At 48.6% G+C, this 23,482-nt stretch carries 26 protein-coding genes and 1 pseudogene; 6 read left to right on the plus strand and 21 right to left on the minus strand.

The window, feature by feature from the left end; translation table 11 throughout:
* Nucleotides 1–12 precede the first annotated feature (12 nt).
* A complete protein-coding gene (locus tag ACSR9A_RS23755; protein ID WP_341282010.1) occupies nucleotides 13–897 on the minus strand; it encodes a carbohydrate ABC transporter permease in 885 nt (294 codons plus the stop codon).
* A gap of 28 nt (nucleotides 898–925) precedes the next feature.
* The gene (locus tag ACSR9A_RS23760; protein ID WP_445933810.1) at nucleotides 926–1,885 is read right to left on the minus strand and encodes an ABC transporter permease; all 960 of its coding nucleotides are present in this window, start codon (nucleotides 1,883–1,885) and stop codon (nucleotides 926–928) included.
* 301 nt (nucleotides 1,886–2,186) lie between these two features.
* On the opposite strand from ACSR9A_RS23760, the gene ACSR9A_RS23765 reads away from it, so the two are divergent.
* Together ACSR9A_RS23765 and ACSR9A_RS23770 are read left to right on the plus strand one after the other, a co-directional pair.
* On the plus strand, nucleotides 2,187–4,232 hold the full coding sequence (locus tag ACSR9A_RS23765) for a beta-galactosidase (RefSeq protein ID WP_473759926.1): 2,046 nt from the start codon (nucleotides 2,187–2,189) through the stop codon (nucleotides 4,230–4,232).
* 45 nt (nucleotides 4,233–4,277) lie between these two features.
* Nucleotides 4,278–4,448, plus strand: coding sequence for a hypothetical protein (locus ACSR9A_RS23770; protein ID WP_473759928.1), 171 nt, complete (start codon nucleotides 4,278–4,280; stop codon nucleotides 4,446–4,448).
* Nucleotides 4,449–4,545: 97 nt separating this feature from the next.
* Here ACSR9A_RS23770 and ACSR9A_RS23775 read toward each other — a convergent pair whose 3' ends face one another.
* From ACSR9A_RS23775 to ACSR9A_RS23790, 4 genes are all read right to left on the minus strand, one after another.
* Nucleotides 4,546–5,235, minus strand: coding sequence for a YjjG family noncanonical pyrimidine nucleotidase (locus tag ACSR9A_RS23775; RefSeq protein ID WP_473760249.1), 690 nt, complete (start codon nucleotides 5,233–5,235; stop codon nucleotides 4,546–4,548).
* Between the two features lie 42 nt (nucleotides 5,236–5,277).
* Complete coding sequence (locus tag ACSR9A_RS23780; RefSeq protein ID WP_473759929.1) at nucleotides 5,278–5,547, minus strand: DUF2164 domain-containing protein; 270 nt, start codon at nucleotides 5,545–5,547, stop codon at nucleotides 5,278–5,280.
* A 3-nt stretch (nucleotides 5,548–5,550) separates the two neighbouring features.
* On the minus strand, nucleotides 5,551–6,351 hold the full coding sequence (locus ACSR9A_RS23785; protein WP_473759931.1) for a PhzF family phenazine biosynthesis protein: 801 nt from the start codon (nucleotides 6,349–6,351) through the stop codon (nucleotides 5,551–5,553).
* Nucleotides 6,352–6,462: 111 nt separating this feature from the next.
* Nucleotides 6,463–6,915 carry a GyrI-like domain-containing protein gene (locus tag ACSR9A_RS23790; protein WP_341282006.1) on the minus strand — a complete coding sequence of 151 codons (453 nt, stop codon included), beginning with the start codon at nucleotides 6,913–6,915 and terminating at the stop codon, nucleotides 6,463–6,465.
* A gap of 218 nt (nucleotides 6,916–7,133) precedes the next feature.
* Here ACSR9A_RS23790 and ACSR9A_RS23795 point away from each other — a divergent pair, with 218 nt between their 5' ends.
* Nucleotides 7,134–7,706, plus strand: a complete 573-nt coding sequence (locus tag ACSR9A_RS23795) for a GNAT family N-acetyltransferase (protein WP_473759933.1) — start codon at nucleotides 7,134–7,136, stop codon at nucleotides 7,704–7,706.
* 221 nt (nucleotides 7,707–7,927) lie between these two features.
* Here ACSR9A_RS23795 and nrdF read toward each other — a convergent pair whose 3' ends face one another.
* The 3 genes from nrdF to nrdI all read right to left on the minus strand — a co-directional run bounded on the left by nrdF (nucleotide 7,928) and on the right by nrdI (nucleotide 11,409).
* Complete coding sequence (gene nrdF, locus ACSR9A_RS23800) at nucleotides 7,928–8,884, minus strand: class 1b ribonucleoside-diphosphate reductase subunit beta (protein ID WP_473759935.1); 957 nt, start codon at nucleotides 8,882–8,884, stop codon at nucleotides 7,928–7,930.
* 94 nt (nucleotides 8,885–8,978) lie between these two features.
* Nucleotides 8,979–11,063, minus strand: a complete 2,085-nt coding sequence (gene nrdE, locus ACSR9A_RS23805) for a class 1b ribonucleoside-diphosphate reductase subunit alpha (protein ID WP_473759937.1) — start codon at nucleotides 11,061–11,063, stop codon at nucleotides 8,979–8,981.
* Entirely contained in the window at nucleotides 11,050–11,409 is a 360-nt protein-coding gene (nrdI, locus tag ACSR9A_RS23810) for a class Ib ribonucleoside-diphosphate reductase assembly flavoprotein NrdI (RefSeq protein WP_341282002.1), read from the minus strand. The genes nrdE and nrdI overlap by 14 nt, the downstream gene beginning before the upstream one ends.
* Before the next feature lie 266 nt (nucleotides 11,410–11,675).
* On the opposite strand from nrdI, the gene ACSR9A_RS23815 reads away from it, so the two are divergent.
* Nucleotides 11,676–11,897 (plus strand): hypothetical protein, encoded by a 222-nt coding sequence (locus tag ACSR9A_RS23815; protein WP_473759939.1) that lies wholly within the window; start codon nucleotides 11,676–11,678, stop codon nucleotides 11,895–11,897.
* Between the two features lie 213 nt (nucleotides 11,898–12,110).
* The gene (locus ACSR9A_RS23820) at nucleotides 12,111–12,743 is read left to right on the plus strand and encodes a thymidine kinase (RefSeq protein WP_473759941.1); all 633 of its coding nucleotides are present in this window, start codon (nucleotides 12,111–12,113) and stop codon (nucleotides 12,741–12,743) included.
* Nucleotides 12,744–12,889: 146 nt separating this feature from the next.
* Here ACSR9A_RS23820 and ACSR9A_RS23825 read toward each other — a convergent pair whose 3' ends face one another.
* The 12 genes from ACSR9A_RS23825 to ACSR9A_RS23880 form a co-directional block, all read right to left on the minus strand.
* Nucleotides 12,890–13,657 (minus strand): class I SAM-dependent DNA methyltransferase, encoded by a 768-nt coding sequence (locus ACSR9A_RS23825; protein WP_473759943.1) that lies wholly within the window; start codon nucleotides 13,655–13,657, stop codon nucleotides 12,890–12,892.
* A gap of 14 nt (nucleotides 13,658–13,671) precedes the next feature.
* Entirely contained in the window at nucleotides 13,672–14,634 is a 963-nt protein-coding gene (locus ACSR9A_RS23830; protein WP_473759945.1) for a CvfB family protein, read from the minus strand.
* On the minus strand, nucleotides 14,631–14,978 hold the full coding sequence (gene rsfS, locus ACSR9A_RS23835; protein WP_341281997.1) for a ribosome silencing factor: 348 nt from the start codon (nucleotides 14,976–14,978) through the stop codon (nucleotides 14,631–14,633). The genes ACSR9A_RS23830 and rsfS overlap by 4 nt, the downstream gene beginning before the upstream one ends.
* A gap of 3 nt (nucleotides 14,979–14,981) precedes the next feature.
* On the minus strand, nucleotides 14,982–15,554 hold the full coding sequence (gene yqeK / locus ACSR9A_RS23840; RefSeq protein WP_473759947.1) for a bis(5'-nucleosyl)-tetraphosphatase (symmetrical) YqeK: 573 nt from the start codon (nucleotides 15,552–15,554) through the stop codon (nucleotides 14,982–14,984).
* Nucleotides 15,532–16,134: a nicotinate-nucleotide adenylyltransferase gene (gene nadD, locus ACSR9A_RS23845; protein ID WP_473759949.1), complete on the minus strand. Its 603-nt coding sequence runs from the start codon at nucleotides 16,132–16,134 to the stop codon at nucleotides 15,532–15,534. Before nadD ends, yqeK begins: the two co-directional genes overlap by 23 nt.
* Nucleotides 16,135–16,241: 107 nt before the next feature.
* Nucleotides 16,242–16,556 (minus strand): ribosome assembly RNA-binding protein YhbY, encoded by a 315-nt coding sequence (gene yhbY, locus ACSR9A_RS23850; RefSeq protein ID WP_046229655.1) that lies wholly within the window; start codon nucleotides 16,554–16,556, stop codon nucleotides 16,242–16,244.
* Between the two features lie 42 nt (nucleotides 16,557–16,598).
* Nucleotides 16,599–17,477: a shikimate dehydrogenase gene (gene aroE / locus ACSR9A_RS23855; RefSeq protein ID WP_473759950.1), complete on the minus strand. Its 879-nt coding sequence runs from the start codon at nucleotides 17,475–17,477 to the stop codon at nucleotides 16,599–16,601.
* A 71-nt stretch (nucleotides 17,478–17,548) separates the two neighbouring features.
* Nucleotides 17,549–18,676: a ribosome biogenesis GTPase YqeH gene (gene yqeH, locus ACSR9A_RS23860; RefSeq protein WP_473759952.1), complete on the minus strand. Its 1,128-nt coding sequence runs from the start codon at nucleotides 18,674–18,676 to the stop codon at nucleotides 17,549–17,551.
* Nucleotides 18,673–19,197, minus strand: a complete 525-nt coding sequence (locus tag ACSR9A_RS23865) for a YqeG family HAD IIIA-type phosphatase (protein ID WP_341281992.1) — start codon at nucleotides 19,195–19,197, stop codon at nucleotides 18,673–18,675. Before ACSR9A_RS23865 ends, yqeH begins: the two co-directional genes overlap by 4 nt.
* A gap of 575 nt (nucleotides 19,198–19,772) precedes the next feature.
* Nucleotides 19,773–20,186, minus strand: a complete 414-nt coding sequence (locus tag ACSR9A_RS23870) for a hypothetical protein (protein ID WP_473759953.1) — start codon at nucleotides 20,184–20,186, stop codon at nucleotides 19,773–19,775.
* A gap of 11 nt (nucleotides 20,187–20,197) precedes the next feature.
* A complete protein-coding gene (locus ACSR9A_RS23875) occupies nucleotides 20,198–20,557 on the minus strand; it encodes a hypothetical protein (RefSeq protein WP_473759955.1) in 360 nt (119 codons plus the stop codon).
* A 205-nt stretch (nucleotides 20,558–20,762) separates the two neighbouring features.
* Entirely contained in the window at nucleotides 20,763–21,587 is an 825-nt protein-coding gene (locus ACSR9A_RS23880; RefSeq protein WP_473759956.1) for an Imm3 family immunity protein, read from the minus strand.
* Between the two features lie 250 nt (nucleotides 21,588–21,837).
* Here ACSR9A_RS23880 and ACSR9A_RS23885 point away from each other — a divergent pair.
* Nucleotides 21,838–23,291: pseudogene (locus ACSR9A_RS23885) on the plus strand (IS1182 family transposase).
* Nucleotides 23,292–23,482: the final 191 nt, after the last annotated feature.

Genomic DNA, 23,482 nt, shown 5'->3' on the forward strand with positions numbered 1-23,482 from the left:
GTGTATTCGCGATTAGCCCTTAATTGAGCCAATGAGCACGCCCTTGGCAAAATGCTTTTGCAAAAACGGATAGACGAGCAGGATCGGCACAGTGCCGACGACGATTACCGCCATCTTGATCGATTGGTCGGGCGGCTTGACGAAGGACGGGTCCATCGCATTGATGTCGCCTGCCGCTGCCTGAGACAGCAGGACAATTTGGCGCAGCAGCACTTGAAGCGGCCATTTTTGCGGATCATTAATATACAGCAGCGCCGTGAAAAAATCATTCCAATGGCCCACTGCATAAAACAGGGCAAAGGTTGCAAGGACCGGCTTCGACAACGGCAAAACGATGCGCCACAGCAGCCCCAGCTCCGTACAGCCGTCAATGCGCGCCGCTTCCTCCAGCCCCGGCGGCAGCTCCTGGAAAAAGTTTTTAATAATGATCAGGTTGAAGGCGCTAATCGCCCCCGGTATAATGAGCGCCCAGTAGGAGTCGAGCATCCCTAGCTCGCGAATGACCAAATATGTTGGAATCATGCCGCCGCTGAACAGCATCGAGAAAATGACGAGATTCAGCACGACATTGCGGCCCATCAAATTGCGTCTTGCCAGCGGATAAGCCATCGTAACCGTGAAAAACAAGTTGACCAGCGTCCCGAATGAAGCGATAAACAGGGAAACGCCAATGCTTTTCATAATCGTATTCGTTGAAAAAATAAATTCATATGCCGCCAGCGAAAACGTCCTCGGTATGAGAAACACCGTACGCTGGGTCAGCTCCGCATCGGTTGCGAACGAGCCCGATATGACGAAAATAAATGGCAGCACCGCCGCCAGTGCACAGACGCTGAGCACGATATAATTCGCGGTATCAAACACTCGGCTGGATACCGTATTGTAATGCTTAGCCATTTTTCAAGGCCCCCTTCTTCCATACTGTCTAATACAGCCCCGACTGTCCGAAGCGCTTCGCCAAATAGTTCGCCCCGACGACAAGCACGACGCCGATGAGCGATTTGAACAGACCAACTGCGGTACTGTAGCTGAATGCGCCTTGAGTGATTCCCATCATGTACACATACGTATCGAACACTTCTGCCGCCTGCCTATTGAGCGGGTTCAGCATGAGATAAATTTGTTCGAAGCCATTTTCGAGAATGTTGCCCATTCGTAAAATAAGCAAAATCACTATCGTGCTGCGCACTGCCGGCAGCGTAATATGCCAAATTTGCTTCCAGCGATTCGCGCCATCCATCGTAGCGGCCTCGTATTGCTCCATATCTACGCCTGCAAGCGCTGCGAGAAAAATTATCGTCCCCCAGCCGCATTCCTTCCAGATGGTTTGCATAATGATTAGCGGCTTGAACCATTCGGGCGTGGCGAGAAATTCGATTTTGCGCCCGGTATACTGCTCCAGCATTTCGTTGACCGGGCCTCCGGCCGTCGTCAGAAACACATACGTCATACTCGCCACAATGACCATGGAGATGAAATGCGGTACATAAATCATCGTCTGCACGGTGCGTTTGAAGAGCGCGAAGCGTACTTCATTCATCAATATCGCCAGCACAATCGGTGCCGGGAAGAAAAACACTAAATTGTATAAGGAAAGCAGCAGCGTATTGCGCAGCAGCATGAAAAACTCGGGATTGGCAAAAAACAGCTGAAAATGCTCCAGTCCCACCCACTCGCTTTTCAAAAATCCGGTAAACGGTTGGAAATTTTTGAATGCCAGCAGCACGCCCCACATGGGCACATATTTAAATACGATAAAATAAAGCAAGCCTGGCAGCAGCAATATGTACAGCCATTTGTCTTTCCTCAGCCGCCCCAGCACGCTTGGACGATAGTCCCGGGACGGCTGCTTGCTAGCTTCCGGCATAGCCGCCATTTGTTTCATCCTCGCTCACCTCCAGCTTTCGTTCGTTTACTTTTAAGCTACCGCGTTTGCCCCACTTGTCTCACTTGGCCTAAATCGTTTGCGGTGTAGCTTTAGTATGAGGGCAGCTCGCGTTTTCCCGCAATTAGACATTCTTGAACCGCGCTGCTGCGGGGTTTTTGGCCGTTCCACCAAGAAAGTCCAAAGCTGTGCAAAAGGTTTCAAGCCCCAAAAATGGCCCTGTTAAAAAGTCCGATTGCCAGCCCAACACAGCGCCTATTAAAGTACAAAGTAAAGCTTAACGGAAAGGCGTGAGTTTAGGGTGAAGGGACCACTCGAAGGGAAGCTGTATCATGGGGCGGCACTGTATCCTGAGCTTTGGGATGCTGACGTGCTTGCGGAGGATATTGCGTTAATGAAGCAAGCCGGCATTAATGTCGTGCGAATGGGCGAATTTATTTGGTCGAGGCTGGAGCCAGAGGAAAATCGGATTGATATCCGTTTTTTGGCTGAAATCATTCAGACGCTGCACGAAAATGAAATCGAGACGATCCTGTGCACACCGACGGCGACACCACCGATTTGGCTGTCGCATGGGCATCCGGAGCGGCTGTTCGTCAATGAGAAGGGCGAGACGCTGGGACATGGGTCGCGGCAGCATACGTGCACGAACAACCCCTATTTTCGCGGGCGATCAGCGATCATTATAGAACGGCTCGCTCAAGAGCTTGGTGGACTGCCGGGGTTGATTGGCTGGCAGCTCGATAATGAGTTCAAGGCGCATGTAGCGGAATGCATGTGCGCAGCATGCTTGGAGCAGTGGCATGGTTGGCTGGAGCAGCGGTATGAAACAATCGAGCAGTTAAATGAAGCTTGGGGCACTCATATATGGAGCGAATATTATAATCGCTTTGATCAAATTCCACAGCCGGGCGCAACGCCGTTTCTGCATCATGCCTCGCTGCAAACGATGTATCGGCTGTTCTCGATGGAGAAGCTTGCGGAATTTGCCGAGGAGCAGATCGCTGTCATCCGGCGCTACTCGGCGCTGCCGATTACTCACAACAGCAGCATCGCCTTCCATGTGGACATTGAGCGGCTGTTCCAGCAGCTTGATTTTGGCTCCTATGATACATATGCGTCCAGCATCAATTGGCCTGCCTACTTGATCAACTGCGACTTATGGCGCAACGTCAAGCGCGGCAAGCCGTTCTGGGTGATGGAGACGAGCGCCAGTTACAGCGGCTCGCTGGAAAGCTATGCAACACCTCACCCGGCCGGTTATGTGAAGGTTGAAGCAGTCGCTGCTTATGCACTGGGCGCGGGAGGCTTCTGCTATTGGCCGTGGCGGCAGCAGCGCGCCGGCAGCGAGCAGCCGCATGGCTCGGTGGTAAGCGCTTGGGGCAAAAAGACGATTGGCTATGCCCATGTCATGCAGGTGGAGCAGGCGCGGTGCGAGCTGGAGGAGATCATGCTAGCAACCTCGCCCATGCAGGCTGAGCTAGCCATGACCTATTCTGATCGCGCCAAAGCCTTTTTGCGCACCGAGCCGCTGCGCAAGCTGAACTATCGCGGGCTCGTCACCGATTTTTATACCCGGCTGGTCGCGCTCGGCATTCATCGCGATTTAATTACAGAGGGCAGTGGGCTCGGCGGCTACAAGCTGCTGCTGACGCCATTCGTGCCCTACTTGTCGCCGGACTACCTTGACCGTGCCCTCGCCTTCGTTCGGGAAGGCGGCATCTGGATCGTCGGTCCGCTTACGGGCGGCCGAACGGAGCATCATACATGGCACACCGATGCTGCTTTAGGGAAGCTGGAGGAACGGGCTGGCGTAGAAACGACGTTCGTTTATCCAATGGATGGAACGAATGCGTACGGACAAGCCTTCGGCCTTCAGGCCCCGCTTGGTATGTGGAGCTCGGTGTTTGAGCCGCTAGGCGGCAACGACATGACTGGCGCATCCGCTGCTGACAGCGATCACCGAGCAACCGCAATCGGCTGCGTGCATAGCGGACTAACGCCAGGCGCCGCTTTTATTACCGAGCGACGCATCGGTCAGGGCAAGCTTGTGATGCTCGGCTCCATGCCGCAAGGCGATGATGGGGATGCGCTGCTGCGGCGCATGCTGCTGCATTATGCCGATGAAGCGGGTGTCACGCTGCGGTTTGATGCAACTGAGGGTACCATTGTCGCGCCTAGGCAGGGGGATGGTTATGTCATCTGGGTCATTATTAATATGGATGGTGCTGGCGGTCATGTGACGCTGCCGCAAGATGGCGTTGACGCCCTGTCTGGAGCTGCTGTTCCGGCTGGTTCACTTCCTGTTGGACAGTATGAGCACAGAGTCGTTCGTTTTACAAAATAATTGATATATTCATAAAAAAACAGCATCGGAGCAGGACAGAAACTGGTGTCCTACTCCGATGCTGCACTTATGTTTCAATGTATCGTACCAAAAGACAGGTTCGCGCATAATCTTGGCGGACACAGCAGCCGCTATTTCCACCAAATCAAGGATTATGGCAGCGCCGCGGACTCAGGAAACGCTAATGTGCTGACAAACGGTATTTTGACGGGATAATGAGGACTATAACGGCTTTCCTGTCCGCCTACATCCGCAAATCACCTCAAAAATCAGAATAGCGGAACCTCAGTCCTCTGAAAATCTGCCGTTTGATTTATCCATATACTATTGAAAGCAGCTCAGACAGCTGCTGAATTTCAAAAGCCGGCTTAACCGCCGTCGTATTGCTCTTCCGGTGCGGATTAAACCAGCATGTATCAATGCCGCTGTTCATGCCACCCTGCATATCGGAGGTCAAGGAATCGCCGATGATGATAATTTTGGACGGGTCAGTTGCTCCCAGCTTCGCGAACGCATAGTCAAAAATGCCCTTATGCGGCTTCTGGTATCCCGTCTCCTCTGACACAATAATATGCTCAAAAAAATCATTCAGCCCCGCTTTGCCAATACGCGACAGCTGTACCTCGCGAATGCCGTTCGTAATAACCGCCATACGGCAATGCCCCTGCAGGCTGCTGCATAGCTCTACAGCGCCTTCGATCAGAAAGCTGCCCTCGCCTAAATAGTTCAAATAGCAGCTGCTAAATTCGTCTGCCGCGATGTGAGGGTTATTTTCAGCAAAAAGCCGTCTAAACCGCTCCTCTCTAAGCTCCGCCAGCGTCACCTTTCCCTGCTCATAATCATGCCAAAGCTGCTGGTTAATACTGCGATAACGCGCCACGTAATCGCTGCCTGCAAGCGTTATGGCATAATCCCGGCAGGAGCTTGTGAAGGCATGTGCCTCCGCCTGCCCATAATCGAGCAGCGTATCATCGATATCAAACAAAATAATGTCGTATTTCATATTCGCTTTGCTTATTTCCACTTGCATAAACACTCCTTCAGCCTATTTGCGAGAGCCCCCGCGCGGCGCGGAAACATTTTTCTCCAGCGCATACAGCTCGTCTTCCATCGCTTGCATTCGTTCGACCACTGTCGTTCTCGCATCCTGAATCGCCTGATTATAAACATGCGGGCCGAGCAGCGCAACCATATGGTCAAGCAGCTGCTCCGCTGCAATGGTACCGATTTCCTCCGAACGCTCCAGCTCAAAATAGTGCTGTACCTGCTCAATCAGCTGCTGCTTCTGCTCTCTTTGCCATTTTAGTTTCATCATCGGTTAAATCTCCTCCAGTTCACCGCGCATCATTAGAACGGCTTGTCCGCTCAATTGAACGCGATCCAATGTATTTTTCACCTTTACAAAACCGCCGCGAGCCGACGCCTGATAGCCTACCAGCTCGTCCCTACGCAGCCGCTTCGCCCAGTAGGGCGCCAGCGCGCAATGGGCCGAGCCTGTCACCGGGTCCTCTTGCACGCCTCCTTGCGGATAAAAAGCCCGCGACACAAAGTCATAGGCTGCCTGGCTTTCGGCGCGAGCCGTCACAATGACACCCCGCCCATCCAGCAAGCTCAGCTGCGAGAAATCTGGCTTTAGCCCGCGCACCGTCTGCTCACTGTCCACTTCAACAACATAATCCATACGGTTGCGTCCCGTATAACGCGGAATGAGCCCAAGTCCCTCAATGAGCGCCTCGGGCGCTTTGGCCGGAGCTGGCGGCTCCGAAGGGAAGTCCATCGTTATCTCCGCCTCATCTTCCCCTAGCTCTACAGTCAGCACGCCGCTTTTTGTCCAAAAGGCTGCCGCCTGACTCACCCCCAGCCGGTCCGTCTTCCACAATACGAAAGCAGCCGCGAGCGTAGCATGTCCGCATAAATCCACCTCCTGCGTAGGCGTAAACCATCGCAGCTCATAACCGCCCTCGCGTGGTGCGACAAAAGCGGTCTCGGGCAAATTCATCTCCGCCGCTACTTTTTGCATCCATCCTTCATCACTCAGTGCCGCCAGCAGACATACCGCTGCCGGATTACCTCCAAACGCCTTGCTTGTAAACGCATCTACTATGTAAATAGGCACCATGCTGGCCTCAGTCCCCTTCCTGTTCATGTTTATCAACAAATAAAAAGGAGGCGTCCCGCTCAGGACTCCTCTCCTATTATAACGCTTCTAATTTGTCTGGCACAGCTTGTTCTAATCGGCAAGCGGAATAAGAAGCTCAACCGCTTCCTCCTCCAAATGCTGCTCCTGAATATAAAAGACTTCAAGCGCGACAGCGCTCTGATGCTTCTCAAGCTCCTGCTCGTTCATCCAGGCAAATAGCTGCTCGTAGGCTTCTCCAATTCGTTTGTTCGTCGATGCAACCATCGCATAACGATGGGTTGGGATGGTGAACTGCACCATGCCAACCGGCACTTCCTCTGACGGCGGCATTTCGTAGCAGGCCCAATAAGTGGCAAATACTTCGTTGCCAAAATACGGGCTGTACAGCAGCGGTGCCTTCGACGTGGTATTCAGCTCATGCTTGCGGGCTAGAAACTCGCTTTGCAGGCGAATCGCCTCATCCGGAAAAGTAGAATACGGGCCGCAATAACTAATCCCTACTAAATGAAGCGTTGGCTTCGTAATAATTGAGCAGTTGTCCACGCGAATTCCCCCTTTTCATCGGTCAGAACAGTTGCGTTAGGATGAGCTTTCACCCGCCAATAGTGTAACATGATTGCCCACTGAGTGGTAGCCCATTATCCCGAATCGGCAGCAAGGAATAATAGCAAGCTGGTTGCAGCTGCTTTTTCATTTTCGTTTAAGCAAGCTGGGATATGATAGGCTCGCATCCCATCTTCTATAAAAGGCGAGTGAACCGCATGGGCTCCAACGATTTATTTTCCTCATTCCCTTTTCTACATACGAAAAGATTAACCCTGCGCCAAATGGCTGTGCAGGACGCCGCAGACTTGCATGCTTTTTATTCGGATATGAAGGTGACTCGGCATTTGGACTGGCTTGGCCCAGACTCCATTGAAGCTTGCAAAATGCTGATTGAGTCTTGGAATGAGGCCTACGCGGAGCGCAGACTCATTCCATGGGGCATTACGCTGCAAGGCAGCGCACCTATTATGGGGACGGTTATGCTGATGCCGACAAGAGGCGAATTTGAGGTAGAGCCCCGTTATCCGCTTACGATCGGTTATGACCTTAAGCCGGATTACTGGAACAAAGGCATGATGTCCGAAGCGCTGCAGGCTGTGATGGATTTTAATGACAAGCATATTCATGCCCGCCGCATCCAAGCCGAGGTCCACCCTGAAAATATCGCTTCGCTCCATGTGCTCAAAAAGCTCGGCTTTCAGCAGGAAGGCGTGCTGCGGCAATATTTAATGCATGAAGCCACCAAAAATTTTCTTGATGTTATAATGCTCGCTCTATTATTTAGTTAGGAGATAATCAAATTTTATACAAGGTGAAACGGCTGAAAGCCGTCCTTTGGCGGCGCGGCACGTTTCAGTCCGAGAAATATAGAGAAAGGATGAGAAAATCATATCTTTTCCTATATTTCAAAAAAAGAAGCACTCGGCTAATCTAGCCGAATGCTTCTTTGTGTATAAGCAAGGTGGAGATATGAACCTCGCAAGGCTCTCTCCACCGAATTCATTCTATACTAAAAGTTAAAAACAAAATCATCGTCGTTCAATTGCTCGACGTGAATCGTCCGTACGTAGCCATTGCCTTTTTTGGAGAAGAAATCATGCTGCTTTGTGTGTGTGCTGATGCCATTGAATACGATCGGATTGACCGGCTCATCGGGGAACACACCGTCAAAGCCAAGATTCATCAGCGCTTTATTCGCATTATAACGCACATACGTTTTTACTTCTTCCTCTAGGCCAAGCGGCGAATACAGCGAATCGGTATAAAGAACCTCATTCTCGTACAGGTCGTTAAGCAGTTGATCCAGCTCAGCCTTAAGCGAAGTCTGCTCCTCCGGCGTGAAGGTGTTAAACAGCTCCTGTGCCAGCACGCCAACGTACAAGCCGTGGATGCTCTCGTCACGCAAAATAAGGTCGATAATTTCGCCGCTGCTCGTCATTTTGCCTTGACCTGCCAAATAAAGCGGATAGAAGAAGCCGCTGTAGAACAAGTAGCTTTCCAAAAATACGGAAGCTGCCATTGCTTTATACAGATCCTGCTTTGTGCTAATGCCTTCATACCACGAGGAAATAAGCTCCGCTTTTCGTTGCAGATGCTCGTTTTTCTCTACCCATTGGAAAATCTCGTCGATCTCCTCTGTAGACGCCAGCGTCGTGAAAATGCTGCTGTACGATTTGGCATGAATTTGCTCCATCATCGACATAAAGGACAACACCGCTTTGCGCTGCAAGCCATCTACATGCTCCAAAATCTTCGGCATGCCAATACCGCCCTGAATCGTATCCAGCAGCGTCAATCCGCCAAGCACGTTTTTATATAAGCTGCGCTCGGCGTCGCTCATTTCCATCCAGTCCATTTTATCGTCGGATAGAGGGATTTCTTCGTCCGTCCAGAATTGCATGACGTTCTGCTGCCAGAACGTCAGCGTAAAATCATCATCCGGGCGGTTCCAGTTAACTGCCTTCATTATATATTAGGCTCCTTTGTAAAAGGCTGCGTGACGGCACCTAAAGCGGCCGCCCCACAACCTCATCTTTTTGCGCAAATCTATAATCTTGTTGTTAAACCGCGCAGCTTGTGCACTCTTCTACGGATAGACGTTTCGTTCTTGTGTAATAGAGCGACTTCAGTCCTTTGTGGGCTGCGTAAATGTAGAAGCGGGCAAGCTCCCGAGTCGTCACGTTGCTGTTTACGTGCAGAACCGTGGAGATACCTTGATCCACATGCTGCTGAATTTCTGCAATCAGGTCAATGAGCTTGAACTGATCGATATTGTAAGCCGATTTGTAGTAGAAGAAGTTGTCCTGCGACAAAAACGGCATTGGATAATAGGTTGTCGAGTTCGCATATGTCCGCGTCTCGATATGCTCAACGATCGGCATAACGCTCGATGTCGCATTTTGAATGTACGAGATGCTTTGCGTTGGCGCGATAGCCAGACGATAAGCGTGGTACAGGCCGTGCTGCTGTACTTTCGCCTTAAGCGCAGTCCAGTCCTCAGGGGATGGAATTTCCATGCCTTCGAACAAAGCTTTCACCACAGCGCTGACCGGACGGTAATCCGTCTCTTCATAACGTGCAAAGTATGTGCCCTTCGCATATTCGGAACGGTCAAAATCCTTGAACGTTTCGCCGCGCTCTTTGGCAATTTCCATACTTTGCTCTAGCGAATAATAGTTCATCATCATGAAGAACGTGCTAGCGAACTCCTTCGCCTCATCGCTTTCGTAAGCGATGTGGTTTTTCGCCAGATAGCCGTTCAGGTTCATCGCGCCAAGGCCGACGGAGTGAAGCTCCTCGTTCGCTTTGCGCACGCCTGGGGCGTTGTCGATATTTGAAAGATCGCTGACTGTTGTAAGCGCCTCGATACCAACATGAACCGATTCCTTGATTTTCTTAAGCTCCATGACGTTTACGATGTTCAGCGATGCCAGGTTGCAGCTAATATCGCGCTGAATCAGGTCATCCGTACCGTAGTCATTAATAACCGACGTCTCTTGCAGCTGGAAAATTTCCGTGCAAAGGTTCGACATCTTAACGCCGCCTACATCTTTAAGCGCATGAACGCGGTTCGCATTCGATTTATTCATAATGTAAGGATAGCCGGATTCCAGCTGGATCGAAGCGATTTTCGTCATCATGTCGCGTGCATTCATGACCACTTTCTTTTTCACCAAATCGTTCGCAAGCAGCTCCTCGTACATTTCATCCATATCCATATCGTCCAAATATTTGCCGTAGGCTTTATTGACGGAATGTGGTCCGAAGACGTACAACGGCTTGTTTTGCGCAGCCAGCTCATAAAATTTGTTCGGTATAATGAGGCCGATCGACAGCGTTTTGATCCGCGTTTTCTCATCGGCATTAATTTTTTTGCAATCGAGGAACTCAATAACGTCCCAGCCAAAAATATTATAATAACCTGCGCCAGAACCTTTGCGCTGTCCCATTTGATCCGCATAGGAGAATGCATCCTCCATCAGCTTAAGCACAGGCATGATGCCTTTCGCCGCACCCTCGACGCCTTTGATCGGCTCGCCGCGTCCGCGCAGCTTCGAGAGGTTGACCGCTACGCCGCCGCCGATTTTCGACAGCTGCATGCACGTGCCAATTACATAGTTGATGGAATTAAGCGAATCGTCCATTTCCAGCAGGAAGCAGGATACCATCTCGCCGCGGCGGCTTTTGCCCGCATTAAGGAAGGTTGGAGTTGCCGGCTGCAGCCGCTGCTCAATCATCGCCTCCGCGATGCGCAGTGCTCTTGCTGCGTCGCCTTCACCCAGATGCAGCGCAACAATCGCAACGCGGTCCGGATATTGCTCCAAATATTGCAGCTTGTCATTCGTTTTCATGGCATAGTCTTTGTAAAACTTGGAAATGGCCATATACGACTGAAACTGGAAGCTGCTGTTTGCCGTTAAATCAAATACAGCCTCAACTTGCTCATATGTATAATGGTCAAAAACGTTGTCGTAGTAGTCATTGCCGATCAAGTAGTCAAGCTTCTCCTGGAGCGAGGCGAACTTCACGCTCTTCTGCTCAACTTCCTCCATAAATGCTGCTACTGCCTCTTTATCCTTGTCCAACTGGTAAAAGCCGTCAGCTCCGCGCTGCATCAGCTCATTATTCAACTCAATATGCTTCAATGGTTCGCACCCTTTCAACAAAGTTTTCCGTATCGTATTTCGTTCCGGACAACTCAAATTTAGAAATAACAGGGACATTGTATAGCTCGGCAATCGTATCTGCGCTTTTGGCAAAGCCCGTTCCCCAATTGCGGTTGCCGCTGGCGGATACGCCGCGAAGATGCTTGCTGTTGCGCTTCAGAAACGACATGACCCGTTCTGGCACCTGTCCAAAGCCTGTCGTATACGTGATGAGAACGAATGGCTCCTGAATCGCTTCCTGCTCTTCAATCGGAATAACGCGCATATTCAATTTGTTAATAAATCGTTTGACGTTGCCCGTCTTGGAATCATAGACAACCAGCATATATTTCTCTCTCCCCTACCGGATATCAGCAATAGAAAAGCGCTTCTGACCTTGAAAAAGCGTCAGTTGCGCTAGTAGACTTAAAGTGTCGTTTTCCGTGCTTCACAACAAGATGTAGTTGCTGAATTTGATTCTACATCAATATATAGGTGGAGTCAAATGAAAAAATACGCCTATCTATGAGACCCGGTTTTAGGCCACTCGACTATTTTAACAGATACGGATATGATGTGGTAGAGTCATTTTTAATTGATACGGAGGTTAATATGAACAAAATTTTATCGCCTGAACAGCTCCAAGAGGCGCTGCATAAGCTATTTAAGGATGCTGGATATACGAATCCCGAGCTGCTTGAAAACATCGAATTATTAGCGGCAGAGAACGATCGCTTGAAGCAGGAAGTTAAAAAATGGCGGCTCGCTGCTGCACGTGGGGCAGCTGCAGGTACTTCCATGAACAGCCGCTTGAAGGACGCGCTTCGAGAATAATTTTTAAACAAGTAATTCAAAAAGCATACAACCTTCACATTGCATCGCAGGGTAATCCTGCTAAAATGATACAGGCACACATGGACTCAAGGTGAAACGGCTATCGCCGTCCTTTGGCCGCGCAGCACGTTTCAATCCGAGAAATATAAGCCTAATGATAAGTGCAAAACTTATAAATGCTTATATTTCAAGTGTAAGGGAGAATTAGGCCATATGGATAGAGGTTGGATTACGGTCATTATCGGCCCGATGTTCTCGGAAAAATCCGGCGAGCTCATACGGCGCTGTCATAAATTGCTCCAATATGGCCGCAAAAAAGTCAGAGCTTATAAGCCTGCGGAGGATAATCGGTTCGGCAGCGAGGAAATTGTTAGCCGCATGGGCTACCGCCTGCCGGCCTTCAACATTCCGAAGGAGCTTACGCCCGAGATGGCGGAGCGCATTTTGCAGGATACCAAGCATGCCGACGTCGTCGCTTTCGACGAGGTGCAGTTTTTCTCCAAAAGCATCATCCCTCTTATAGAGGAGCTTGCCTATAACGGCAAACAAGTCATTGTAGACGGCCTTAACATGGACTACCGCGGCAAAGCCTTTGGCTATATCGGCGGGCTGCTCGCCATTGCCGACGAAATTGTGAAGCTGACTTCCTTCTGCGCCGTATGCGGCGATGCGAACGCGGCGTTCACGCAGCGCGTCATTAACGGCCAGCCAGCGACGCTGGGGCCAGTCATTTTAATCGGCGATACGGAGAGCTACGAGCCCCGCTGCCGCCGCCATTTCGTCCCTCCGCATAAAGCGGTGGAGGAAGCAGAGGAAGAGCATACAGACGCTGCTGCGCAGCTCTGATTGCAGAGCAACATACTGTAGCGAAATTGCGACAGCAACCTCTCAGGCAACTGTAATATGAGCACAATAAAAGGCTTGCGCAGCCGCTCTGCTCCTGATGAGCATACGGCTGCGCAAGCCTTTTGGCGTTCTAGCAGAACGCCGTATTAAGATTTTACCGCCGCAAAAAAAAGCCGCTCCGAGCGCTCGTCTTGGGGCTGCAGCTTGAAATCGGCAAAACGCTCGACCTTGCTGAACCCGGCCGCCTGCAATTGCTCCGAAATCCAGTCCGCCTCATAAGCCCGCTGCACATGCATTTCTTCAAAGCGGCGAAACCGCTCTCCGCTTTCATGCGCAAAGATTGTCAAATGATGCTCAATTTCGCAGCGCTCCTCGTCCAGCTCGCATGTCCAAATATAGGCCGCATTGTCCTCGTCCAGCACGAAGGGCTGCTCCTCCGCATAGCGAATGAGCTGCGCCTTAGGATGCACATCGAATAGAAATACGCCGCCAAGGCGAAGCGCGGCGTATGCCGCCTCGAAAGCGGCAATCACATCCGCTTCCTCCGTCAAGTAATTGACGCAGTCGCAGAAGGAAATAACCGCGTCCACAGGCGTGCCCAGATCAAATTCCCTCATATCCTGCTGCAGCCAGATGGCTGAGCCTGTACGTGCGCCATGGGCGGCAGAAAGCGCCTCATCCCATTTGCTGCGCGCCACGCTCAGCATATCCTCAGACAAATCAATGCCGTAAACCTGCATACCGGTCATAGCAAGCGGTATCGCGATAGAGCCTGTCCCACAGCCAAGATCGGCAACAACAGAAGGCTTGCCATAACGCTCCCAGCATTGCTCTGTGAACCAAAGCCAATCCTCATAAGGCATGTCGCTCATTAGCTCATCGTATACCGCAGCGAACTCGCCATATGACTCCACCTAGAAAGCCCTCCTTAATCCTCAGATGAGCCTTCGGAAGCAGAGGCTTCGCTATTGTTCGAATTAACAGCATCGCCTGCTGCTTCGCTGTCTCCAGCCGCTTCCACTAGATAGGTCCAGCTGCCCTTCTGGGTAATCAGACGCTCGCGCATCAGCTTGCCAATCGCACGTTTAAATGCCGATTTGCTGATGCCAAATTTTTGCTTAATGATGCCCGCTTCCGTCTCATCGGAATAAGGCATGCCGCCGCCCGGACGCTCCTTCAAAAAGGCAAGCAGACGGTCGGCATCCTCTAGACGGCCCACTTCCTTCTGCTGGCCCATCGACAGATTCACCCGTCCATCCTCTCGGATAAAGGTAATGCGCGCCGATACCCGCTCGCCAAGACGAAGCGCGCGCACGCGATCCGGTGCCGGAATAAGACCATATGCGCCAAAGCCGACAACTCCGCCGTCAATCAGGACGAAAGAGCCCATTTGCAGCGACTTCGTTACCCAGCCATGGATCCACTGGTTGCGCCAAGAATCTGGTGCCGCAAATACGAGCGGCCCAAGCTCATCCTCGCCTGCAAGCCGGGCGATAAGTCTGCCGCTTTTGTCATGGCCCAGCACAATGTGAACCTCATCACCCGGCAGCGGACGATAATCGACATTCTCCGGCAGCTCCGAAAGCGGCAGCAGCAGCTGGCGGCCAAGCCCGATTTCGAGAAAACAGCCCAGCCGCGGGTGCACATCCGCTACCTTAAGGCGTGCCAGCTCGCCGAGCTTCACCAGCGGACGCTTCATCGTTGCAGCCAGTCGATCCTCGGTATCAAAAAATATAAAGACTTCAACCTCATTGTTAACTTTGGGCTTGCTGCCGACCAGCTCCGTATAATGCATCAGCACCTCGGATTCGCCATCGGTCAAAAAATAGCCGTAGGGCGACACTTCGCGTGCCACCCTTAACGTTATTGTCGTACCGGCAATCAAGCTCATGCGAATTCCACAACTTTGGCGTCAGACCAAAGCTTTTCAATATTATAATAGTCACGCTCGTCGCGGTGGAATACGTGAACAACCACATCGCCAAGGTCAACCAGCACCCAGCGGGCCGAATCCATGCCTTCAATCCCGCGAACACGAACGCCGCGCTGCTCCGCCGATTTACGAATTTCCGTCACAATCGCCTGTACCTGTGTATCCGAATTACCCGAGCAGATTACGAAATAATCCGCTACCAGGGAAATTTCCTGCAAATTCAAAGCTACAATACGCATAGCCTTCTTATCTTCCGCTGCAGCAACCGTTGCTTGCAGAAGCTCCTCCGAATGTACCGTCATAACTCAGCCTCCTGTTTTTAACTCTTCTATTAAACCATTACGTGCTTCTATTGTCAGTGGAAAAATGGCCTTGCCTTTTTTGAGCAGCAGCAGAATCGTCGAATCAAATCCCGCCAGCAGCGCCTGCTCCAAGCTATCCTTGCTCAGCCTGCGAATGTCGTCGACACCGGGAAAATCGCGCCCAGGCTCCATATAATCCGCCAGACAAACTACCTTGTCCAGACGCGTCATCGCAAGGCGGCCCGAAGTATGGAAGCGAATAGCATCCAGCACCAGCGCATCTGTGACACCATATTCATGCTCTGCGACCCAGGCTCCCACCTCGGCATGCCATAAATTTTTATCCTGTGCCAGCAATTCGGGCGCCAGCTGCTGATCGCGCAGCACCTTCTCCATGCGGTCGACCGGCCAATATTTCGCCACGTCATGCAAAATTGCCGCCAGCTCAGCCTGCTCCGGATTTTCCCCGAACCTTACCGCCAGTTGAACCGCCGTTGCCATTACGCCTTCAGTATGCTTCCAGCGTTTCTCTGGCATTTGCGCCTTCACCGACTCAATCATTTGATCGCGCTCCATAAAGGCCCCTCCTCGTAATAAAATGAAACACAGCCTCCGGTACGAGATAGCGGAAGCTGCCGCCAGCTTGAATCGCTTCGCGAATCGCCGTAGATGAAATGCCGATGGGCGGCATATCCACAAACGTCAGCCGCTGCTGCAAGGAATCCGGCAGCGCACCGGACTCCGCCTCCGTGCCTTCCCGATTAAGCCCGATGAAAGCAACCCGCTCCGCCAGTTCCTCAATCCGGTGCCACCCGGGCAAATCATTGACCCGGTCGGCTCCAATTATATAAGAGAAGGAATCCTGCGGATGTAAATGCCTCAGTTCCAGAACCGTATCGATGGAATAGCTGAGCCCGCCTCTTGCAAGCTCAATATCCAGTGCACGAAAATGGGGATTGCCGCTTATCGCTTCCTGCACCATCTGCAGCCGTAGCTCGCTGTGCTCGCCAGGCTCATGGCTTTTGAGCGGAGGCAAAAACGAGGGAATAAACCACACCTCATCCAGCCCGCAGCTTGTACGCGCTGTTTCTGCGGCAATGAGATGTCCGAGATGAATGGGATCGAACGTTCCGCCCATAATGCCGATTTTACGCATAGCCGCAGTCCTCCTTGTCTGTAAACTTCGCGCTTAGTCATTGCGGTGAAATAAATTCCGCTGCATACTTTGCCAGCAAAAGCGAGAACTCATTTCCTCGCGAGCCCTTAGCGTCCCGCTTTGACAGCTGGCAACTCGATTTTGCGGTTTTTCTCTTCCGATGCGCGTTTGTATAGCACAATCGTTTTGCCAATAACCTGTACCAGCTCGGCTTTAGCCGCTGCCGCTACTTCAACTCCGATTTCCTTCGGATCGTCCATGCAGTTGTTCAGCACGGATAGCTTGATCAGCTCGCGCAGCTCAATCGACTCATTAATATGACGAATAAGATGGTCATTCGTTCCACCTTTGCCGACCTGAAAAATCGGCTGTAAATGATGCGCCATCGCGCGCAAATAACGTTTTTGTTTCCCTGTAAGCATCGCTCTATGTTCCTTCTTTCAAATAGTAATAAGAAAAAGTTGCTAGCCCTGAAGGGCAGCGAGTACCGTTTCGCGCATCGCTTGAACAGGCGCGGGCTGCCCTGTCCAATATTCGAAAGCATATGCGCCTTGATAAATAAACATGCCCAGACCGCCATGCGTCCGGCAGCCATGAAGCGCAGCATCCTGCAAAAACTTCGTCTGCAGCGGATTATATATTAAATCGCTGGCGACGCAGCCTTCTTTCAGCCACGAAGCATCAAGCGGACTTTCAACCACATTCGGATACATGCCTAAAGATGTCGTATTGATCACGACATCCGCGTCCGCGCATACCTTGCGCAGCTCGTCATTCGTGACCGCCGCGATATCTGCGCGGCGCTGCAGCGCTGCAGCCAGCTCCTCAGCCTTGCCGAGCGAGCGGTTCGCAATTGTAATGCGCTCCGGCTGCTCGCCTGACAGCGCATAAACAATGCCGCGTGCAGCTCCGCCTGCGCCAATCACAACAATCTTTTTCCCGGCAAGCTCCGGCTCCGCCTCTTCCTTAAGGGAACGAACGTAGCCAATGCCGTCCGTGTTGTAGCCAATTAGACGTCCGTTATCGTTGACAATGGTGTTCATCGCCCCTACCGCTCGCGCGCTTTCGTCGATTTCATCCATTTCCTTCATCATATCCAATTTATGAGGAATCGTCACATTCACTCCCCGAATACCCATCGCCCTAACGCCGCTAACGAAAGCGGACAGCTCGCCTGCCGTAATGTGGAAAGCCAAATAAACACCGTTAATGCCCGTTTCCTGAAAAGCGCGATTAAGCATAATTGGCGACTTGGAATGATGAATGGGGTCACCAATTACTCCGTAAAGCACCGTATGGCTGTCAATGCGCTGCATTGCTGTATGGATTTCTCCCGCACTCATTTCCGCCAATATCCCCTCTCAGCTGCCCATGAAGTGTAAAGCATGATGACGAGCTTATCCCATCATAGCCGTTAAATCAATGAATCCCTTAGCAGCACCTTGATGCCTTTCGGGGCATATAAATCGAGCAAGGCGCCTGCCTCCCCGTTCACCTGAATCCAGCCTAGGCCAGAGATGAATACATCCTTCCTCGCTCCCCGCGGCACGCGTAGCGAATGGCGCGTCCATGCCGGCATCTCGGCAAGCTCTTCGCGAGAAGGTCCGCCGAGCAGCTCGCCCTGATGATCCTCATAAAGCGCATCCGCGCGCTCCATCTTCGTCCGGTGCACATTCAGCGCATTGGAAATGTACAGCGTAAACGATTGGCGCTCACCCTCTACAAAATCAAAACGGACCAAGCTGCCGATAAACAGCGTCTGCTGGTCATTAAGCTGGTACACAAGCGGCTTAATCGGCTTGTCCGGCAGCAGCGACTGCAGAAATCCACGCGGCACAATTTCCGTCATCCGCGTCGGATAGACGATGCCGGGCGTATCGATGATGAACCTGTCATCATCCAGCGGAATGTGTACAGCATCAAGCGTCGTTCCCGGATAGCGGGATGTCGTCAGCTCGCGCTCCAAATCGCTGTAATCTTTAATCAAGCGATTAATCAGCGTAGATTTGCCAACGTTGGTTGCGCCGACCACATACACATCGCGCCCTTTACGGTGACGATCAAGCGCCTCAATAACATGCTCGAAACCAATGTTGCGCTTGGCGCTGCACAGCACGATATCCAGCGTACGCAGCCCCTCGCTCTTCGCCTGCTGCTGCACCCAGTTGCGGAGACGGTTCAGGTTCATTGATTTTGGCAGCAAATCGACTTTGTTGACGACCAGCAGCACGGGATTGTTGCCTACAAAGCGCTGCAGGCCCGAAATCAAACTGCCCTCAAAATCATACAAATCAACAATATGCACAACGAGGCTGTCCGTTGTTGCTACGCTGCTGAGCAGCTTCAGAAACTCATTTTGGTCCACCGTCACCGACGATGCTTCATTATAATTGCGAATACGGAAACAACGCTGGCATATGGCCGGCTCCCTTACTACTGCCTGCTCTGGCACAAAGCCAGGAAGCTCTGCATTTTCCGTTTGCAGTTTTACGCCACAGCCCGCACAAGACTGTGCTGCCAGACTAAGCTGCTCTTCCTTCACTTCTTCTCCCCCTCATTCCATAACCCATTTTTGCCAAGGCTCGATTTGGCGATACGCTCAATTCGGCGGTTGACCCGGGTCATGATTCCTTCATCAGCAGGAGCAATTGGCGCTACAAGAATCGTATATAATCCCATTCGATTGCCGCCCAGCACATCCGTCAGCATCTGATCGCCAATGACTACCGTCTCTTCCGCTTTCAGCTCCAATACCTTTAGCCCTTTGCGAAACGACGTGTTAGCCGGCTTGCGCGCAGCATGAATAAACGGAATGTTCAAAGGCATTGCAAATTTGGACACTCTGGTTACATTATTATTCGATACGATAACGACTTTAAAGCCGCGCTCACGGACATCGTCCAGCCATTTGACCAGCTCGGGCGTTGCAAGCGGCACCCGCGCTCCCACAAGCGTATTATCCAGATCCGTAATAATGCCGCGAATTCCATTCTTATGCAGCTCATCTAATTGAATATCATAAACCGTATCCACACGCATATGTGGCAACAGTTTCTTGAACATAAGCGTTAAACCCCTTTGCTATTCTCCTGCTATCTTACGAAACTATAACATAAAAAACGATTTTGTTGCAAAAAAATACCGCTGTCCATTGCTTGGGCAGCGGCAGGCTGAATTTTTCCTTCTTAATAGATATAAATGAGCAAATTCACTTCCAGTAAACTGTAAAATCAAAATGAATAGAGACAAAGTGTTCTCGTTGTAGTAAAAAGTATTCACCACAACCATCCTGACACCGAGGAGAAATTGCTATGTTCCATATCGCACTCGTACCCAACCTACTTAAAAGTGCTATTGTTTAGCTTCTCATCCTCCCTATCGGGGCGGAGTAATCTAAGTTTGCGCAGAATTTCGAAAAAACTGCAAGAAAGCGAACATAACAAAAAACAGGTCAATCATGGTGGTATCTGACCATAATAGACCTGTTCAATGTAACGGAATAGCGTTATTTAGGTTGTAAAATTAAAGCATTTGATGTGCGTACAACCGAAATGAAGAAATCTTTATACGGGTAGCACATGGAACTGGAAGGGGCTTAAGCACAGTAGCCACCACTTCACAAAGTTAAATTCCGCTCACTAAAAACTTTTATTTATGTGACTAACTAAAGATGGAATATCTTTTATTGTGAGCTCACATATTTCTTGATAATTAGAAATTTCCAACATTCTACTTATCGACACTGGAATTGGAGTCTTTTTTTTCATTGAATCTTCTTCAAAAAATGCATGAGGAGCAATCACATAATTTTTTCTTGAAGGTATGTACTTGCACATTATCCATTTTAAATTACCTTCAAATCGTTCAATACATTCTCCCAACCTTTCATAAATGTTACAGGCCTCATCAATTTCTTCTAAAAAAAATGTTAAGTGAGGGATATAAGCATAAGTATCATCAATATGGTACATTTGCCTTCGGATTTGTGCTAATGGAAATTTACTTAACAAACAATCAGCTAATAATGTTGAGTAATCATCAATATTTGTCATGGTACCATCTCCTACGGTTTTACTTCATAAACATTAAGTCCATTTGGATTAATTTCACTTAGTACTTTAAAATAATCATCTTTAAGAACAGGCGTAGCACTATATCTTGGATCGTACACATAAACACCATCACTATATATATTGTGATACAAATACTCTTCCTGTTTCCCATATGCATACCCTTTCATCATATTAGATTCAGTTGGAGTTACTTTATACAAGTTCTCCATTCCCATTTTATTGAGCTCCGAGTTCTTAGGTTGTATATTGTATATTTTCCCTCTACCACCAGACGCTTTATAAAGATCTTCTGCTATTTCAGAACAATCGATACCAGGGTAATCCTTATAGGTCTGATGCATTGCGTTCATTTCTGATAAAGCGCCTTCGTTGTAGGATATATTACCCGTCCCCTCAGTTGTAATCTTAAATTAGATGAACCGTCGGTGACGTCATATAAAAAAAACCACAACACGTTGGTTAGCACGTATTGTGGCATTGTTGATTAAACTGTGAGATTCAAAAAAGGAGATCCCTATATTTAATTACATAAATACTACCTTGAAATTACTCATATTAAACACCTTGAAGCCTGATTAACAAATCATGAATTCGCATAGACAAATCTTTTTTCTCTGATTCAGGTAACAATGTATTTAGTTCGCTCATTTTATATGTCAAAAGTTCACTTTCTACATTTTTAAGATACTCAATTGCAAAAATATCATTATCAAGTAATAATTCTCCCAAAATAGTTTGAACAATCACACTCTCTCCTAAAGTGAATTTAGAGTTTTTTAATCGTTCAAATAATTGCGAAGCGATTTCTTCAGCACTTTGTTCATTAGTATTTAAGATATCAAAAAAAACATTCATATCTAACTGCTTATAGTACCAAGCGTTATCCATTATATCAAGCACTTCATTACTAATGTCTCTTGATTCATACTCACTTAGGCTACTACTCGGTATACGGGATCTTCCAATTTTTCCACATATAATATCCGCATGGTGATACCTAACCCTCCCACCCCTTTTAAATAATTCAATTATTGGAATGTACATATCATGAAATTTAAGTGTAATAGGTATTTTCCGGTCAATTAGGTAAGCCCATTCTAAACTAAATAAACAAGTCCATTTTACTAGCCATTCATTTTTTATTAGTTCTAATTCAGGACACATTGCTTCAATGTCAATAGGTAATTCAATCTCACTTTCTTTGGCAGCACTAAAAAAAGCACGTCTCTGAGCAGTTTCAATTGAAAGGTGATCTAAAAAAATCGCCCTTCTCCTATAGAATTCAAAAAGAAGAACTGCATGTGAGGGTTTATCAGATTCTTCGTTTGACCAGTCTATATTCATAATTTGTTCTCTAGTGGATTCAAATCTTTCATTCATTATATGTTCACCTCATTGTTATACTTCAGGATTAAAATCTGGGTCTGGATAATTGAACTGTAACCTCAATTATGGACAGTGCTAAAAAAACGGTATTGAAGCCTTAAGCAGCTAGGAGATGACTTCTGAATTCATCGAGGCCACTGAAAAAGTCCAACATCGATAAACAGGATACCCCTCCTCATTTTTTTGAGGAGGGGTATCCTGTTTTCCTGTATAATTAAATGATTAATTTCAGGTGGTGTCTCGGATGATTTCAAACCAACAATCTCTTAACCTTAGTCCATTTATGGCCATATACGATATCGTGGTACCTAAAGATAATATGCTTCGTCAAATCAATGATCTCGTAGATTTTTCATTTGTTCATATAGAATTACAGGATAAATACTGCCTCGACAATGGTCGCCATGCAGTGCCCCCCATCCGAATGTTCAAATACCTATTGTTGAAATCCATTTTCGATGTCTCCGATATGGACGTTGTAGAACGTTCCAAATATGACTTGTCCTTCAAGTATTTTTTAGATATGGCCCCTGAAGATGAAGTCATTAATCCTAGTTCACTAACGAAGTTTCGCAAGCTTCGCTTGAAAGATGTGAACCTGCTCGACATACTTATTCAAAAGACCGTAGAGATCGCGTTGAAAAAAGAAATCATCAAAAGCAGCGCAATTATTGTGGATGCCACCCATACGAAAGCACGATTTAATCAGCTGTCCCCCAGAGAAATATTAATGCAAAAGTCTAAGTTGTTGAGAAAATCCGTTTACGAGATCGATGAAAAAATGAAGGATAAATTCCCATCGAAAATAACGACGAACGAATTATCTGATGAACGGGACTATTGCCAAAAAGTTATAGATGCGGTGGAACAAGAAGAATCCCTTCGTGAATACCCAAAGGTGAAAGAAAAGCTGAACTACTTAAAAGAAATCGTGGCTGATCACCATGAGCACCTTCAACTCAGTAATGATCCAGATGCACGCATAGGTCACAAAACAGCAGACTCCTCGTTCTTTGGCTACAAAACACATCTTGCTATGAATGAAGAACGAATCATTACAGCTGCGGTGATTACGACGGGTGAGAAAACGCTGGAAAACAACTTCAAACGCTCATTGAAAAAAGTCGTGACACAGGTATGAAGATCGATACCGTCATTGGAGATACAGCCTATTCTGAAAAAGATAATATTCAGTATGCCAATCACAACGAATTACAATTAATATCAAAATTAAACCCTAATATCACACAAGGAACTCGTAAAAAAGAAGAGGTATTTGAGTTTAATAAAGATGCAGGTATGTACGTTTATAAAGCTGGACATATGGCGATTCAAAGAGCGCGTACAGGTAAGAAAGGTATGAATAATAACCAAAAGAATACCTACATGTTTGACATTGAAAAATGCAAAGTATGCCCAATGAAAGACGGGTGCTATAAAGAAGGTGCGAAAAGTAAAACCTATTCTGCAACCATCAAATCGACCGAACATAAGGAACATGAGGCATTTCAAAATAGTGATAATTTCAAAGAGAAATCGAAAGAACGTTATAAAATTGAAGCGAAAAACAGTGAACTCAAGCATAGACACGGGTATGATGTTGCATCGTCCTCGGGTCTTGTTGGCATGCAAATGCAAGGTGCCATGGCCATATTTTCTGTTAATCTCAAGCGAATCATTACACTCATGAAAGATTAAAAGTAAAAGAATTAAGAGAAAGGCGATATTCCGTTCCAATGTGAACGAAATTTCGCCTTTTTGATTTAAAACAAATCTTAACAAATTATAAACGTAAGTTTTTCAGTGGCCTTGATGAATTCAGAAGTCATCTCCTAGCTGCTTAAGGCTTCAATACCGTTTTTTAACACTTTCCATAAATGAGGTTACAG

The organism is Paenibacillus sp. R-74696 (assembly GCF_055814915.1).

What these genes read in the sequence shown, in the direction of transcription:
- ACSR9A_RS23755 (WP_341282010.1), bottom strand. Translation starts at nt 897, where the DNA reads ATGGCTAAGCATTACAATACGGTATCCAGCCGAGTGTTTGATACCGCG.
- ACSR9A_RS23760 (WP_445933810.1), bottom strand. Translation starts at nt 1,885, where the DNA reads ATGAAACAAATGGCGGCTATGCCGGAAGCTAGCAAGCAGCCGTCCCGG.
- ACSR9A_RS23775 (WP_473760249.1), bottom strand. Translation starts at nt 5,235, where the DNA reads ATGAAATACGACATTATTTTGTTTGATATCGATGATACGCTGCTCGAT.
- ACSR9A_RS23780 (WP_473759929.1), bottom strand. Translation starts at nt 5,547, where the DNA reads ATGATGAAACTAAAATGGCAAAGAGAGCAGAAGCAGCAGCTGATTGAG.
- ACSR9A_RS23785 (WP_473759931.1), bottom strand. Translation starts at nt 6,351, where the DNA reads ATGGTGCCTATTTACATAGTAGATGCGTTTACAAGCAAGGCGTTTGGA.
- ACSR9A_RS23795 (WP_473759933.1), top strand. Translation starts at nt 7,134, where the DNA reads ATGGGCTCCAACGATTTATTTTCCTCATTCCCTTTTCTACATACGAAA.
- nrdF (WP_473759935.1), bottom strand. Translation starts at nt 8,884, where the DNA reads ATGAAGGCAGTTAACTGGAACCGCCCGGATGATGATTTTACGCTGACG.
- nrdI (WP_341282002.1), bottom strand. Translation starts at nt 11,409, where the DNA reads ATGCTGGTTGTCTATGATTCCAAGACGGGCAACGTCAAACGATTTATT.
- ACSR9A_RS23815 (WP_473759939.1), top strand. Translation starts at nt 11,676, where the DNA reads ATGAACAAAATTTTATCGCCTGAACAGCTCCAAGAGGCGCTGCATAAG.
- ACSR9A_RS23820 (WP_473759941.1), top strand. Translation starts at nt 12,111, where the DNA reads ATGGATAGAGGTTGGATTACGGTCATTATCGGCCCGATGTTCTCGGAA.
- ACSR9A_RS23830 (WP_473759945.1), bottom strand. Translation starts at nt 14,634, where the DNA reads ATGAGCTTGATTGCCGGTACGACAATAACGTTAAGGGTGGCACGCGAA.
- rsfS (WP_341281997.1), bottom strand. Translation starts at nt 14,978, where the DNA reads ATGACGGTACATTCGGAGGAGCTTCTGCAAGCAACGGTTGCTGCAGCG.
- yqeK (WP_473759947.1), bottom strand. Translation starts at nt 15,554, where the DNA reads ATGGAGCGCGATCAAATGATTGAGTCGGTGAAGGCGCAAATGCCAGAG.
- nadD (WP_473759949.1), bottom strand. Translation starts at nt 16,134, where the DNA reads ATGCGTAAAATCGGCATTATGGGCGGAACGTTCGATCCCATTCATCTC.
- yhbY (WP_046229655.1), bottom strand. Translation starts at nt 16,556, where the DNA reads ATGCTTACAGGGAAACAAAAACGTTATTTGCGCGCGATGGCGCATCAT.
- aroE (WP_473759950.1), bottom strand. Translation starts at nt 17,477, where the DNA reads ATGAGTGCGGGAGAAATCCATACAGCAATGCAGCGCATTGACAGCCAT.
- ACSR9A_RS23865 (WP_341281992.1), bottom strand. Translation starts at nt 19,197, where the DNA reads ATGTTCAAGAAACTGTTGCCACATATGCGTGTGGATACGGTTTATGAT.
- ACSR9A_RS23870 (WP_473759953.1), bottom strand. Translation starts at nt 20,186, where the DNA reads ATGACAAATATTGATGATTACTCAACATTATTAGCTGATTGTTTGTTA.
- ACSR9A_RS23875 (WP_473759955.1), bottom strand. Translation starts at nt 20,557, where the DNA reads ATGAACGCAATGCATCAGACCTATAAGGATTACCCTGGTATCGATTGT.
- ACSR9A_RS23880 (WP_473759956.1), bottom strand. Translation starts at nt 21,587, where the DNA reads ATGAATGAAAGATTTGAATCCACTAGAGAACAAATTATGAATATAGAC.